Source organism: Ruegeria sp. BC6 (assembly GCF_056539185.1).
The window spans coordinates 241,472-255,934 of record NZ_JBQFUM010000005.1 but is presented as its reverse complement, the minus strand read 5'-3'; the positions used below and the strand labels follow the sequence as shown (position 1 = coordinate 255,934).

15 protein-coding genes and 1 riboswitch are annotated in these 14,463 nt (G+C 58.4%); of the genes, 5 read left to right on the top strand and 10 right to left on the bottom strand.

Annotated features, from left to right (window positions below):
* The first annotated feature begins 145 nt into the window (after positions 1 to 145).
* Complete coding sequence (gene dnaN, locus ACR0MM_RS15785; RefSeq protein ID WP_170342392.1) at positions 146 to 1,267, top strand: DNA polymerase III subunit beta; 1,122 nt, start codon at positions 146 to 148, stop codon at positions 1,265 to 1,267.
* Between the two features lie 59 nt (positions 1,268 to 1,326).
* Entirely contained in the window at positions 1,327 to 2,427 is a 1,101-nt protein-coding gene (gene recF / locus ACR0MM_RS15780; protein WP_170367548.1) for a DNA replication/repair protein RecF, read from the top strand.
* A 5-nt stretch (positions 2,428 to 2,432) separates the two neighbouring features.
* Here recF and ACR0MM_RS15775 read toward each other — a convergent pair whose 3' ends face one another.
* The gene (locus tag ACR0MM_RS15775) at positions 2,433 to 2,999 is read right to left on the bottom strand and encodes a carboxymuconolactone decarboxylase family protein (RefSeq protein WP_260063948.1); all 567 of its coding nucleotides are present in this window, start codon (positions 2,997 to 2,999) and stop codon (positions 2,433 to 2,435) included.
* A 97-nt stretch (positions 3,000 to 3,096) separates the two neighbouring features.
* Here ACR0MM_RS15775 and ACR0MM_RS15770 point away from each other — a divergent pair, with 97 nt between their 5' ends.
* Both ACR0MM_RS15770 and gyrB read left to right on the top strand, forming a co-directional pair.
* Positions 3,097 to 3,669, top strand: coding sequence for a TetR/AcrR family transcriptional regulator (locus tag ACR0MM_RS15770; protein ID WP_170452142.1), 573 nt, complete (start codon positions 3,097 to 3,099; stop codon positions 3,667 to 3,669).
* A 125-nt stretch (positions 3,670 to 3,794) separates the two neighbouring features.
* Positions 3,795 to 6,212 carry a DNA topoisomerase (ATP-hydrolyzing) subunit B gene (gene gyrB / locus ACR0MM_RS15765; protein ID WP_170342384.1) on the top strand — a complete coding sequence of 806 codons (2,418 nt, stop codon included), beginning with the start codon at positions 3,795 to 3,797 and terminating at the stop codon, positions 6,210 to 6,212.
* A 176-nt stretch (positions 6,213 to 6,388) separates the two neighbouring features.
* Here gyrB and ACR0MM_RS15760 read toward each other — a convergent pair whose 3' ends face one another.
* Complete coding sequence (locus ACR0MM_RS15760) at positions 6,389 to 7,303, bottom strand: SdiA-regulated domain-containing protein (protein ID WP_480697252.1); 915 nt, start codon at positions 7,301 to 7,303, stop codon at positions 6,389 to 6,391.
* Between the two features lie 208 nt (positions 7,304 to 7,511).
* Here ACR0MM_RS15760 and ACR0MM_RS15755 point away from each other — a divergent pair, with 208 nt between their 5' ends.
* A complete protein-coding gene (locus ACR0MM_RS15755; protein WP_480697250.1) occupies positions 7,512 to 8,234 on the top strand; it encodes a DUF4956 domain-containing protein in 723 nt (240 codons plus the stop codon).
* Here the strand turns inward: ACR0MM_RS15755 and ACR0MM_RS15750 are convergent, their stop codons facing one another.
* From ACR0MM_RS15750 to ACR0MM_RS15715, 8 genes are all read right to left on the bottom strand, one after another.
* Positions 8,235 to 9,176, bottom strand: a complete 942-nt coding sequence (locus tag ACR0MM_RS15750; RefSeq protein WP_480697248.1) for a metallophosphoesterase family protein — start codon at positions 9,174 to 9,176, stop codon at positions 8,235 to 8,237.
* On the bottom strand, positions 9,166 to 10,599 hold the full coding sequence (locus ACR0MM_RS15745; RefSeq protein WP_480697246.1) for a hypothetical protein: 1,434 nt from the start codon (positions 10,597 to 10,599) through the stop codon (positions 9,166 to 9,168). Before ACR0MM_RS15745 ends, ACR0MM_RS15750 begins: the two co-directional genes overlap by 11 nt.
* Before the next feature lie 19 nt (positions 10,600 to 10,618).
* Positions 10,619 to 11,263: a hypothetical protein gene (locus ACR0MM_RS15740; protein ID WP_480697244.1), complete on the bottom strand. Its 645-nt coding sequence runs from the start codon at positions 11,261 to 11,263 to the stop codon at positions 10,619 to 10,621.
* A 118-nt stretch (positions 11,264 to 11,381) separates the two neighbouring features.
* Positions 11,382 to 11,555 (bottom strand): hypothetical protein, encoded by a 174-nt coding sequence (locus ACR0MM_RS15735; RefSeq protein WP_170359951.1) that lies wholly within the window; start codon positions 11,553 to 11,555, stop codon positions 11,382 to 11,384.
* Positions 11,556 to 11,597: 42 nt separating this feature from the next.
* A complete protein-coding gene (locus tag ACR0MM_RS15730; RefSeq protein ID WP_093963599.1) occupies positions 11,598 to 11,903 on the bottom strand; it encodes a hypothetical protein in 306 nt (101 codons plus the stop codon).
* Positions 11,904 to 11,952: 49 nt separating this feature from the next.
* The gene (locus tag ACR0MM_RS15725; RefSeq protein WP_480697242.1) at positions 11,953 to 12,567 is read right to left on the bottom strand and encodes a hypothetical protein; all 615 of its coding nucleotides are present in this window, start codon (positions 12,565 to 12,567) and stop codon (positions 11,953 to 11,955) included.
* 55 nt (positions 12,568 to 12,622) lie between these two features.
* Positions 12,623 to 13,042 (bottom strand): hypothetical protein, encoded by a 420-nt coding sequence (locus tag ACR0MM_RS15720; protein ID WP_480697240.1) that lies wholly within the window; start codon positions 13,040 to 13,042, stop codon positions 12,623 to 12,625.
* Between the two features lie 243 nt (positions 13,043 to 13,285).
* Entirely contained in the window at positions 13,286 to 13,585 is a 300-nt protein-coding gene (locus tag ACR0MM_RS15715) for a hypothetical protein (RefSeq protein WP_170343100.1), read from the bottom strand.
* A 645-nt stretch (positions 13,586 to 14,230) separates the two neighbouring features.
* Positions 14,231 to 14,438, top strand: a riboswitch (cobalamin riboswitch).
* Positions 14,439 to 14,463 lie beyond the last annotated feature (25 nt).

The window sequence follows — 14,463 nt, the reverse complement described above, 5'->3', positions numbered from 1 at the left end:
GGAACTGGGGCGCAGGGCCGCTCGGGACCTTGACGGTTTGCGCGTTCCGACCCAGAAATCGGTAAAAAATCCTTGTGCCTCAGGGCTGAACCGCTAACTTGCCAGTCCCGCCCATGTAAGCACTCAAATCAGAGGAATTGAGGGTATGAAGATCAGCATCGAACGCGGCACGCTGCTCAAGGCCGTTTCGCAGGCCCAATCCGTTGTGGAACGCCGCAACACGATTCCAATCCTGGCCAACGTGCTGATCGAGGCCGAGGGCGATCAGGTTCTGTTCCGCGCGACCGATCTGGATATCGAGGTGGTCGACAAGGCCCCCGCGCAGGTCGAAAAGGCGGGTGCAACCACGGTTGCGGCAACGACTCTGCACGAGATCGTGCGCAAGCTGCCCGATGGCGCGCTGGTCACGCTGACCGCCGACAGCGCGGCTGGCCGGCTGACGGTCGAGGCGGGGCGGTCGAACTTCTCGCTGGCGACCCTGCCGAAAGAGGATTTCCCGGTGATGGCGTCCTCGGAGTACCAGTCGAACTTCACCGCTTCGGCGGCTCTGCTGCGGCGGCTTTTCGACAAGTCGAAATTCGCCATCTCGACGGAAGAGACCCGGTATTACCTGAACGGCGTCTACATGCACGTGACGGATGGCCCCGAGGGCGGCAAGGTGTTGCGCTGCGTGGCCACGGACGGGCATCGTCTGGCGCGGATCGACGCGGATTGCCCCGACGGGGCCGCCGATATGCCTGGCGTGATCGTGCCGCGCAAAACGGTGGGCGAGCTGCGCAAGCTGCTGGAAGATGACGACATGGACATCGCGGTGTCGGTCAGCGAAACCAAGGTGCGCTTTGCGACACCCGACATCACGCTGACCTCGAAGGTGATCGATGGGACTTTCCCCGACTACACCCGCGTGATTCCGCAGAACAACACCCGTAAGATGGAAGTGGACGCGGCCGAGTTCGCCCAGGCTGTCGACCGGGTGGCAACCGTGTCGTCCGAGCGGTCCCGTGCGGTAAAGCTGCAGTTGGACGGCGACAAGCTGGTCCTGTCGGTGAATGCGCCCGACAGCGGCGCCGCCGAGGAGGAGCTGGCCGTGGCCTATGGCGACGAACGGCTGGAAATCGGCTTCAACGCCAAGTACCTGCTGGAAATCGCAAGCCAGGTGGACCGCGAGAACGCGGTGTTCCTGTTCAATTCGGCGGGCGACCCGACCCTGATGCGCGAAGGCAATGACCAGAGCGCGGTCTATGTCGTGATGCCGATGCGCGTCTGATCGCACGGGCGCGGGGTGCGTCCGGCGCGCGTGTTTGTGCAAGAATGAAGGGAGGGGTCATGGCTTTGGCCCTGACCGAATTGACGGTCTCGCATTTTCGGTCGCACAAGCTGGCGCGCATGGCGCTGGACGGGCGGCCGGTGGCCTTGTACGGGCCGAACGGGGCCGGCAAGACCAATATCCTCGAGGCGGTATCCCTGTTTTCACCCGGCCGCGGCATGCGCCGGGCCAGCGCCGCCGAGATGACGCGCCGGCCCGAGGCGCTGGGCTGGAAGCTGAGCGGTCTTCTGGACGTTCAGGGCTGCCGGTCCGAGATCGAAACCTGGTCCGAGGGGGGCGCAGCGCGGCAGGTCCGGATCGACGGAAAGGCAGCCAGCCAGATCGATCTGGGCAAGCTGGCGCGGGTCGTCTGGCTGATGCCCGCGATGGACCGGCTTTGGATCGAAGGCGCCGAAGGCCGGCGGCGCTTTCTGGACCGGGTGACGCTGAGTTTCGATCCGAGCCATGCCGAGGCCGCGTTGATCTATGAAAAGGCCATGCGCGAACGGAACCGCCTGCTGAAAGAGCAGGTGCGTGACGCGCATTGGTACGCGGCGCTCGAGGCTCAGATGGCCGAAACCGGGCATCGCATTCATACCGCGCGGCTGGGTGCTCTGGCGCAGTTGCGCGCGGCGCAGGAACAGGCCGAGACCGCCTTTCCCTCGGCGGAACTGGAACTTGTTCAGTCCGAAGGGGACATGCCCGAAAGCGCGCAGGATCTGTTGGAGGCGCTGGCCGAAAACCGGTTCCGCGACCTGGCGGCGGGGCGCACATTGGTGGGGCCGCACCGGTCGGATCTGTATGGGGTTTTTGCCGCCAAAGGCGTTGCGGCCAGTGAGTGTTCGACCGGAGAGCAGAAGGCGCTGTTGGTGTCGTTGATTCTGTCCAACGCGCGGGCGCTGGCCGCGCAGGTCGGAGCACCGCCGATCCTGTTGCTGGACGAGGTGGCGGCCCATCTGGACGCGGACCGTCGGGCGGCGCTGTATGATGAAATCTGCGCGCTGGGGGCGCAGGCCTGGATGACCGGAACAGGCCCCGAGTTGTTCGCCGAACTGGGCGACCGGGCGCAGTCTTTCGTGGTCAATGACGCGGGTGACGGCTCGACCGTCACCCCCGCCTGAGCGGATCAGGCCGGCTCGCCAACCTTGCGTTCCCACAGGAAGGGACGCATCACCTCGTCCACCGGCGTCTGGGCCATGTGGTTGACGTAGTTCGACATGGTTTTCTGCGCCAGGCCCAGGATCACGTCCAGAACGGCGCGGTGCGAATAGCCAGCATCGAAGAACGCCTGCAACTGCGCGTCGGTGACGTTGCCGCGCTGGTTCATCACCTGCAGCGTGAACGTCCGCAGCGCCTCGAGCTTGGGCGAGGGCAGCGGGGTTTCATTGCGCAGCGCTTCTGTGATCTCGTCGGACACCTTCATCATCTTGGCGATGCCGGTATGGGCCGGAACGCAATAGTGGCATTCGTTTTCCACGTTGATGGTCTGCCAGACGACGGTTTTCTCGTCGTTGTCGAACTCGGTCTGCAGGAACAGGTGGTGCAGAACCTGATAGGCCTCAAGGTGCTGTGGGCTTTCGGCCATGACCTTGTGCAGGCCCGGCAGGCGGCCGAACGCGGCCTGCGATTTCTCGAGCAGGGGTTTCGAGCCTTCAGGGGCGGTGTTCAGGTCATGCGAGGGAAAATCGGCCATTTTGGGTCTCCTTTTCTGGCGGCTGAGTCCGAAATAGGCTTTATTGAGCGATCACTCAAGTATATATTTGAGTAATCGTTCAAGAATTGGTGATCACATGCCCCGCAAACCTGCCTATGACCGCGACGCGCTGATCGCGCAGGCCCGAGACCTGTTCTGGCGTCAGGGCTGGGCGGGCACGTCCCTGAAGGATCTCGAGCGTGCGCTGAAGTTGAAGCCAGGCAGCTTTTACGCCGCCTTCGGGTCCAAGGACGCCTTGTATGCCCTGACGCTGGAACGCTATGCGGATGAAGGTATCGCGCGGCTTGAGGCTCTGGCCCGGGAGTCGGGGCCGCTGGGTGCGCTCAAGACCCAGCCGCGTTTGGTTGTCGAGGCTGCCAACGCGCCCGCAAAGGCCTGCATGCTGGCCAAGACCTATGCCGAGTTGAGCGCAAAGGACCACGATCTGGCGCAACTGGCCGCGACCCATCTGTCGCGAATGAAAACCTGTTTCGCCGATCTGTTCCGGCAGGCGCAGGCGCGGGGGCAGATCGGTGCCGACCATGATCCCGAACGGCTGGCGGCGCGCTACCAGTCCGACTTGTTGGGCCTGCGCCTGTCGGCCGAGCGCGGCGATGTCGATGCCCGCCAAATCGCTGCTGATATCGCCGCCGATCTGGATAGATTGTGACCGTCTGAGGTCGGTCGATCAGCTCGGCCTGCGCCCGAAAGAACCGGCACAAAATCTGGGGGGAAGACGTGACATTCCCCACCAGAGAACGTATAAGTTACCAAAATAATATAGGTACTGACGGCATGTCCGAAGACGCACAGGCAAATCAGGAATACGGCGCAGATTCCATCAAGGTTCTCAAGGGGTTGGAGGCTGTCCGCAAACGCCCCGGAATGTATATCGGCGACACCGACGACGGGTCCGGTCTGCACCACATGGTGTACGAGGTCGTGGACAACGGCATTGACGAGGCTCTGGCCGGTCACGCCGACCATGTGACCGTCAAGATTCATGCCGATTCCAGCGTCTCGGTCAGCGACAATGGTCGCGGGATTCCGGTGGATATCCACCCCGAAGAAGGCGTCTCGGCGGCCGAGGTCATCATGACCCAGCTGCACGCCGGCGGGAAATTCGACTCGAACTCGTACAAGGTGTCGGGCGGTCTGCACGGCGTGGGTGTGTCGGTGGTGAACGCCCTGTCCGATTGGCTGGAGCTGCGCATCTGGCGCAACGGCAAAGAGCATTTCGCCCGGTTTGAAGGCGGCGAAACCTCGGAGCATCTGAAAGTGGTCGGCGAATGCGGCGACCGGACCGGGACCGAGGTGCGGTTCCTGGCTTCGACCAATACGTTCTCGAACCTTGAGTATTCGTTTGAGACGCTGGAGAAGCGGTTGCGCGAACTGGCCTTCCTGAACTCGGGCGTTCGGATCATCCTGATTGACGAGCGGCCGGCCGAGCGGCTTGAGACCGAACTGTTCTACGAGGGCGGCGTCAAGGAATTCGTGAAATACCTCGACCGGTCGAAAACTCCGGCCATGCCCGAGCCCATCTATATCAAGGGCGAGCGCGACGATATCGGGGTCGAGATCGCGATGTGGTGGAACGACAGCTATCACGAAACAGTCCTGCCATTTACCAACAACATCCCCCAGCGGGATGGCGGCACGCATGTCGCTGGCTTCCGTGGGGCGCTGACCCGCACGATCAACAACTACGCACAGTCCAGCGGGATCGCGAAAAAGGAAAAGGTCAGCTTCACCGGCGATGATGCGCGCGAAGGCCTGACCTGCGTGCTGTCCGTCAAAGTTCCTGACCCGAAGTTTTCCAGCCAGACCAAGGACAAGCTTGTCAGCTCGGAAGTGCGACCGGCTGTCGAAGGGTTGATGAACGAGAAGCTGGCCGAGTGGTTCGAGGAGAACCCCAACGAGGCCAAGACCATCGTCGGCAAGATCATCGAGGCCGCCTTGGCGCGCGAAGCGGCGAGGAAAGCCCGCGAACTGACCCGACGCAAGACGGCGATGGACGTCAACTATCTGGCCGGCAAGCTCAAGGATTGCTCTGAGAAGGACCCGGCCAAAAGCGAAGTTTTCCTTGTCGAGGGGGACTCGGCCGGCGGATCGGCGCAGACCGGTCGCGATCGTCTGACGCAGGCGGTTCTACCTTTGCGCGGCAAGATTCTGAACGTCGAACGTGCGCGGTTCGACCGAATGCTGTCCAGCCAGGAAATCGGCAACCTTGTGATGGCGCTTGGCACCGGTATCGGCCGGGACGAGTTCGATATCTCGAAGCTGCGCTACCACAAGATCGTCATCATGACCGATGCTGACGTGGACGGTGCACATATCCGGACCCTGTTGCTGACGTTCTTCTACCGCCAGATGCCCGAGTTGATCGAGGGTGGATATCTCTACATCGCGCAGCCGCCGCTGTACAAGGTTTCACGAGGAAAGTCAGAGGTTTACCTGAAGGATCAGGCGGCGCTTGACGACTATCTGATCAACCAGGGTGTCGAGGGCGCCGTGCTCAAGTTGGGCTCGGGTGAAGAGATCGTGGGTCAGGATCTGACCCGTGTGGTGGACGAGGCGCGTCAGCTCAAGCGCGTGTTGGATGCCTTCCCGACGCATTACCCGCGGCACATCCTTGAACAGGCCGCCGTTGCCGGGGCCTTTGTGCCCGGGGCGGTGGATGCCGACCTGCAGGGCGTGGCCGACAAGGTCGCGGCGCGGCTGGACCTGATTGCGCTGGAATACGAGCGCGGCTGGCAGGGCCGGATCACTCAGGATCACGGTATCAGACTGGCGCGCATCCTGCGCGGCGTCGAGGAAGTCCGCACGCTGGACGGTCCGATGCTGCGTTCCGGCGAGGCACGCAAGACAGGCAGCTTTACCCAGAGCCTGCAGGACGTCTACAACCTGCCGGCCACATTGGTCCGCCGCGACCGGTCGCAGGTCATCCACGGCCCGTTGGATCTGCTGCGCGCCATTTTGGAAGAGGGCGAAAAAGGCCTGTCGCTCCAGCGCTACAAGGGCCTGGGTGAGATGAACCCCGATCAGCTGTGGGAAACTACGCTGGATCCGGATGCGCGGACATTGCTGCAGGTGCGTGTCGATGACATGGTCGAGGCCGATGACTTGTTCACCAAGCTTATGGGCGACGTGGTCGAGCCGCGCCGTGAATTCATCCAGAAAAACGCGCTGAGCGTGGAAAACCTGGATTTCTAGTCGCTTCGCAAGACGGCTGAACCGGCTCAACTGACGGCAGTTTTGCTCGGGACGCTCCTACGGCCAAAAAACGTGGCCTGGGAGCGGTTCTGAGTGGCGCGGATCAAGGAAGTTGGACCCAATGCGGGCTTTCTTGGCTAAGTCATACCTATGGGGTGAGTTCCGTACAGTAGCGATCAAAGCTCAGGAATATTGAAAACGTACAGGCGCGATTTCTCGGCATCGTCCGTGAGGATGTAGAGAAGCCCTTTGGCCTCATCCAAGGCGATCCCTTCGGGGTGCTTCACGACCTTTCGGTCTCCATTTTTCATATACGTCAGTTCGATCGCATCTGCTGTTCTCGTCTCTGGATCGTACAAAAAGATCTGGCGACCCTTGTCGCTGAGAATCCACAGCACACCCGACACGGACCAAGCCAAACCGCTTACATCCAGTTCATCGTCATTCACGCGATCCGAGACAAAACCAGATCCACGATCCAAAGGGATGACTTCCTGAATTTCAGTCAGGTCCGGTGACACGACCAGCAACAGACGCGGTTGTCCTTCAATGACAACGAATACTCGCCCAGTGTCCGGGTCGACGGTGATGCCCTCAGGCCCCTTGTTCAGCGGGTTGCCGACAAGCAGTTCGGCAGCGGCCGGGTACCCCTTGAGGGACGCAAGTGGGACCCTTGTCAGTTGGATAGGGTCGGTTGGGTGAACGACCAATATCGATCGATCGGTTTCCTGAAGGAGCAAAACCGACCCGTCTTTTCGCGACGCGACGCCCTCCAAATCTGATCCGGTCAAAGGCGGCAATTGGAAGGAGTTTCCCAAATCTCCGTCTATTCCAAGTAGGTGCAGTTTCGGCTCAGCGTCGCTTACAGACCAAAGAAAGCCTTCAGTGTGGGACAGCGACAAACCAGAAGGTTCGGAAAATCCCCTTGATTTGTCCGCCACCTTGAATCTATCGACCAGAACCAGATCAGCACTTTTTGCATAGGCAGAGCCAGACCAAGGCAAAAACGCTGCCGCGAGGAAGCTGGCCGCAAGAGCGGGTCTTCCAAATAGGCACAAGCGCCGTGAAACTTGAGGTTTTGACGGAAACACGTGCTTTCTGCCCTTCGATTTTCTCGTGTGTGTGACACACCCCTTTATCGCATTCGTATCACAACTTGTATGCGATGTCGGAAGAATGCGCTTTGAACTCTTTACCTGATCCTGCTTGTTGGGATTCACTTGTGACGGGCACTGTCTGGGCGCAAGCAGGAAGGAAGATGAATTGCATACGATTTTCCCGTTTGTGACTGTGTTGTTGATGCTGCTGTTGCCCGGTGCCGCGATGTCGCAAATCGACCCGGCGACGATGCTAGCCGGGGCGTCGGAATCGGAAATTCTGATCGAACGCAGATGGACGCAGTTTCGCGGCAAGCAGGAACTGTATTTCTTTTCTCTTGATGTACTGGTCACGATCATTCTGGCCGGCTTGATCGTCTATCATCCGGTGCGGCGCAAAGCCCGTAGAAGTGTCGGCGACATCGTCATGCCCAGGCTCTTCTTCCTCTATGCGCTGATCGGCATGGCGGTGGGGTTCCTGGTCGTCCAACACGGGTCAATGATCGGGTTCGTTATCTTCGGCATCGGAGCGTTGCTCAGGTTTCGCTCCAATTTGGATGATCCGATAGACACTGTCGAATTGATCGTCGTAACCGTTCTTGGGCTTGCGGTCGGGTTGGGCCTGCCGCTGATGGCCACATTGGTGGCGGTTGTCTGTTGGTGTTTCATTTGGCTCGGAGGGCGAAACAAGGGCGTTGAAATATCGCTTAAGGCTTCGGACGAGGAGCACTCATTGAACGTCAGCAGCGCCATTGAAGCCATGGCCGCAGACGCCGGCTGGAAGCTGATCAGAAAACACCATGTTCCCGGCAAATCCCGAATTTCATTGCTTTTCATTACCTCGGGTGGGCTTTCCGAAGCCCGCATCGAAGAGATGATAAACGATTTGGTCCCTGAAAAAGTCGAGTTGAAACTTAGCTTCTAGTCATTTCACAAGGTCTAAACGTTTCAACACCGCATTCGGGGATCTGATCTCTGTCGGGAGCGACTTGAAGTCGACAGACCTTTCGAAATCCGGTCCTCGATATACTGCTATCCCAAACTCTCCGTTCGGCTGGAAGGTGACATGTGTGAAACTGTGAGGTGATCTGGCGCGATCACCGATTAGCCGCCGCGGGCCACCACCCAAGCAAGCTTGCGAAACATAGGCCACGCCGTCTTTCCAGCCAGGGTAGAAGGCATGATGGTGGCCAGACAGGTGCAGAACGACGCCGCTTTGCAGGTAGATTTTTTCAAGCGTCGGGTCACCGATGATTTCGCGTTCGCGCTGGATCGCAAATGGCCACAGCGGGAGGTGGCTGAACGTGACAATCGGGTCTCCACCAGCCCCAAGTTGCACAAGTTGGTCCTGCTGATCGCCGGATAGTGGCCCAAGGGTCGTGGCATCCAAAGACGCAAAGGTTATCCCCTGCATTTCAAACGCGTAGAAGAACGGATAGTCATCCGACATCAGGAAGTTGACGTCTGGTTTTCTGGGGCCCCATTCCTCGGCATAAATTTTTCTCTCGCGCTCGAACCCGCGATAGGCCGAGGCATCATGGTTGCCCGGCGTGACCGCAAATGGAATTCCGGCAGCCTCCAGCGGGTCGGACACCGCCTTGTGAAACGCCTTCCACATCTCTCTGACCTGCTTGTCTGAAAGGTTTGGGATGCGTTGCCCGGCGACCATATCGCCCGTCGAAATCACCAGATCGGGATCAATCTCAATTATCCGCTTGATTGCCTTTTCGATGCGGGCATCGTATCTGACCGAGCCATAGCTGCCGTTCAGATCCGATATGACGATCACATCCAAAGCGACCGCTCTGCAGGCGAGCACGACCGTCCAAACGAACGCCGCGACAGTGATCGAACGCTTACGGATCATTGCAGTCCAGGCCTTCCGCCTCGGTCGTTTTGTTCAAAAGGAATGCGACAGGGTCCAAATCAAACACCAGATCGCCATTTGAGCAATTGCTCTTGAGGATGGATGTTGCCAACGCGGTGTTTTTGACGACCTGCGCAATCTGACGGTCCGACAGCCCAAAGCTTTGTGACAACCAGCCGTAAACCGGGCCTTGCGTTTGAAGGTCACTGTTCAACGCAACCAGGCGCCTGTACGTGCTTGGCGAGAAGTGCCGCATTTTTTCCAGCATCTGAGTGGACTTGGCGAAGTTGGCATATTCGACCCGCCCACCGGCATCGTTATCGTTCAGATTGCTGCGACGGATCAATATCGCATCGGCGGGAACGTCTCCATCATTCGGCTGATGGTGCTTCGTTTTCTTGTGTTTGAGTTTTCCGTCTTCGACCCAATACCAGTAGGGCGTGAAATCTATATTTCCCACACGGTCCTGCTGGCTGAAGATGAAGTCGAGCAGAACAATCTCGGTAAGCTCCTGCATCCAGAATGCCATCTGCTGGTCGCTGACATCGGGCCCGAGGTCCTTATTGATCTGCCGGTCCTTTCGGCCTTCCCTGACACCCTCTGCAATGGCCTCGGGCAAGGGTTTTGACGACCGCAATGCCAGGAAAGCGGGTGTTTCCTGAAAATCGCGATTTTGGCCTTTGCCCCAACCGGACTTGCGGGTGCCGTTGATTTCCGAGCCGTAGCGATGACCGGGGCTATCAAGCAGGACACCGTAAATCTGCTTTCGATCCGCGGTGAACAGATCATCCGTCGGTTGGTACGAGTTCGGGTCGGCATCCGCAGCCACGAAGACCCGCCAGCCTTCATGGTTCATGCGCCCGCCATGAGAGCCACCGGAAATCGCAAGGCCGGGCTCTGCAACCTCGGTAAGATGCGCCTGAGCGTCCATGCTGCGCCAGACCGCCACCGGAACTTTCACCGTCGCGTCGAAATACCTTGAGAAATGGTAGTAGAGCAGCGACGAGGTGGAAAACGTTCCGCTTGTACCCTTCTGGTTCATGGTGGATTTGAATTTGGCCGCTCTGCCCTTGGCCAGTTCTTTTGCCGACTTGCCCTCCTTGCAAGCGTTTCTCTCGAACTCAGAGCGGTTCCCCACGTAGGGTCCTTCCGAAATATCGTAGACGGCCATCCCTGGGCTGGTGCTCCAGGTTTTTGGGCAAATGGCGATTTCGGGCGCATAGAAATCGATCTCGCAATAGGCAGTTTCTTCCTCAAGATCGCTGTTCTTGTACTCGCCCGTTGGGACTTTTTCGATCCGAATGCAGCGTTCCGTAACACCATTGGGACTATCAAATGTCGTGGCTTCTCCTCGAACATCGTCGCTCGCCCACAAGGCTGTGGGTGCAATGAGAGCCAGTGACCCCAGAAGATTGAATCTCATTTGGATAGTCCTCCCGATGTCATTTGGGGCAAATCGCAGCCTGTTGTTCGGCGGAGATCTTCAAACTGGGATCGACACTGAAGTTGGAGAATTTCGAGTCAATCCACTGGTCACACCCGCCCGAACATGGGGCCCCGTTTCGGGCATCATTCCAATATTCCTTGGCCCTTTCTTCCGTCCAACCGCAAAACTGAACAAGTGCCATTGCCGACAACGCGCCTGAGGAATGAACGCCCCACATACAGTGCACCAGGACAGGACCCTTTCCAGGATTCTCAATCACCTCGTGTATGGTGGCCATGACAGTGCTAGGTCGGGACGATCTGGCGCTCTGATAGTCAAAGGCTCCGTCCCCACAGCTGATGCGGCCGTATTCGGTGTTTTTGCCGAAATCCGCGTAAAACCCGGTTGAAAACCCTTCATCGCAAAGTGTTTCGCGCTGAGCGTCACTCAGACCCGTTCGACCCTTGTCGCCGCCCTTGAAGCCAGAGCGATACAAAACCCCGCTTAGGACTGGGCGAAAGAAAGCGACGCCATCGACGCCTCCATCGCTGCCCTTGGAGAGCATCTGGCTGTTGCTTGGGCCACCGTTTCGACTGGTGACGTCAGAATTCGCCGCGGTTGCCAGAACACCGATGAATATGAGGGACGTCAAAAACCGCATGCGTATTCCTTTCTGTTTTCAGCCAGCGATGCTCACGCTTTTCCTGCCGGCAGTCCCGCCGAGAGGCGCGTTCACGGTAACCAGGTCAGATCGGCGGTTGGCTTGCCGCCCTGAAGCCTTAGATCGGCCACACCAGATTGATGATAAAGACCACCACGAAGTAGGCCAGAACAACTTTCCAGTTCCATTGGTGTTTGTTTTCTTCGTTGATCACGCCGGCCGATTTCAAGGCCAGGTTGGTAATGATCAAGGCGACAACGGTTATCGCCGCATGTGCCAGGTCGAAATGCAAGTTGAAGCTCCTTTTTGAAGATTTGGGATTGATGAATGCGTGTCAGCAGTCACCTGACGGCAGCATCGCTACGTCCGAGTATCTTCCCTCAGATGTCGTGATCCGAGCACAGGCACCGGTCTCCTTGTTGAACCAGTACGAGGTCAGCCCTTCGCTTCGGATGAGTTCAAACCCGAGACTTTGAATGCCCATTTCAGCCTGACCCGCTCTTGCGCCTTCAAATGACGACAGATCGCTGGAACTGCCCACGGTTGGTGCACTTGCTTCCACTGATCCGCCACTTTCACCGCATCCTGCAAGCACAGAGACACTGACCGCGCCGATCACCAATAGGATCTTGGAGTTCATCTGCTTTCCTATTTTTTGGAAATGCGTTTCATGGTTTCGGGGCGATCCCCTATTCAATTCCAAAAATGACGTTGTAGTCGACGGCAGAGTTGCTGCGGTTGATGACCTCGACAACATGATCTCCGGATTGCCAAAGCTGTCCGCGATACTCCTTGTCCGCAGACATCAATCCCAACAATTCAGACCCATCGGGGTTGCGAATGACGTAGTCCAAAGAGCCATTTTGCGGAGCAACTCGGACGTAAAGAAACTGTTCGTTTTTCGCGCCAAGAACGTATTGCTGCGATGCGCCTGGTGCGAGTTGGCCGACGAGCTCGGCGCCGGTGGACCCGGCATCGAATTTGACGCGCTGGCTACCTGTAGACCCGGAAGCGCCGGCCATGGCTCCGCCACCATCATCCATCGCCTCGACAACCGACATCTCGCCAATGCTTCCATCCTTGTACGCGATGCAGCGCCAAAGTGTTCCGCCGGCGTCACGCAGCATGACGAGCGTGCCGGCTTCCGAGAACTGTGAGCTTTCGATCGTGCCGGATTGACCGTCCGGACCACCGACCTGCCGCAGATGGTCGATACAGGCGTCATCGGCGTCTGACATGGCCACGGCGGCTGTTCCGCTGATTGCAAGGGCGGGAGTTAGAAGGTTCAAAAAACTGCGTTTCATAAGCAGGTCCTCTGTCGGTCTATCGTAAATGTTATGTTTCCGGTGAGCAGAAACCTCACTGCGCTTCCCGCAACTCTGCCAGAAACTCGTCGCATGCCTGTGCGCTGCCGACGATCTCGTCAGTCGTTTCAATTCTTTGCAATGACGCCATTTCGGAATTCACGCGATTGAGGATCTGATCTGCTTGCTCGGCGGTGATCAGGTTCTCGGCCTGAGCTCCCTTCAATGTGGTGCACACACCGGCGGACAAGCCTGTCGCAACGCCGACACCCATCGCGGCCCCGCCGCCCAAGGTCATCGCTCCAACCACGCCGAGGATGAGCCCGATCACAAGCCCCAAGATCACTTTTCCCATGTTTTCCTCCCATTTTGCGGGAAAGAGTTCCGCCTTCATTCCTGGCGCAAACCACGTGCCCATCTGCATATCAAAACCAGTGCCAACAGGTTGAGCACCGGTGCAATCGCCGCGAGCCACGGTTTGGCCGACTCTGAGAAAAGGTCCACCGCAAGGACCCAAGGCAGACCCAGCGGCAAAAGGAATACGCCGGACAATGGGTCTCGCTCCTGTCCGAACCAGCCAAACGTGCCCGTCACAAACGCAAACAACGCCAACAGGTAAAGGGTCGCGAACGCGATGATGGTTATTCTGCAGACCAAGCCGGACCTCAGCGTATCAAGCCAGTGCTGCGCAGCCGATTTCGGCTACGCATCAAACGGGTCACAACGCGCCTTCGTCGCCGAGGAACTCGATACCAGCTGTCGCGCCATCACTGTAGGCAATACAATTCCACGGAGCCCGATCCTCTCCAACCCCAACGGTGACTTGTGTTCCAGCCTCGCTGAACGCGGATGAGAGCACGACGACTTGCGAATTGTTGGTTGTTTTGGCCACGTCTCGCAGACACGCCTGTTGGGCGGGTGTCAGTTCGGCAGGTGCGCTAGACGTGCTGGTGTCGTCGCAGGCCGCTAGCAGTGCGAAACACGTCGCGCCTGAAATCATCATGACTTTGTTAATCATTTTCTTCTCCTCACAGATTTGTTGATACTTTTGGAATAGGTGGTCTTATTTTGCGCGCTCACGTCTAAGCGGTCCCCGATCTTGCGGCCAATGACATGGCTGGCAGACAGATATTCTGCCGATCCCCGGGACCGTGAACAAAGCGTGCTGACGCAATGACGTTATGGGCAAAAACCGGTGCGAAGTTTCGAGGAAGGGTTCGTACGTTAAGTCCGGGCACCGCGTCCTCCCAACGCTGATCTTCGTGAAATGCCTTCCGACCGCCAGCACTCACTCCAGCAGTCGGAAGGGCCCGACGAAACGGGCGACAGCGACAACAACGGAGGTAAAGCTAAAGTTGTGTCGAATTCTTATGTTTGAATCAATCACAGGATAAATCAATGATTTTTCCGCGCGTAAATTTTGTACGCTTGCCAACGATAGGCTTCTGCATTCAAAGGGAAAAGGCGAGGCCGTTCACGGAGGCTTGGCAGTCAGCCCGCTTGCGCCGCCGTGTTTCGGGACCTTCCGAGCTATCTTAATCCAGTTGGTCAAAACGACGTGATTCGCGGCCCGGTCTGTCGCTCAGGTGGTGCCGAAGGGTCGCCTGGATACCTCCATTACGCACCCGCCCAGAACGTCGTTGACAGTGCAACCCGACTCATGGATGAGATTTGCGCTGATGGTTCCCGATCGTTTCGGCGGTCGGGTAAAAGGGAATACGGTGCGGCGCCGTTCTGACGCCAATTCCGTGACTGCCCCCGCAACTGTAGGCGGTGTGCGACCCCCGGATGCCACTGGGCCGATAGGTCTGGGAAGGCGGGGCAAGCCATACACCGCGAGTCAGGAGACCTGCCATCATCAAACGCAACTCAACCCGGGCGGGGTGTCCCGGAAGG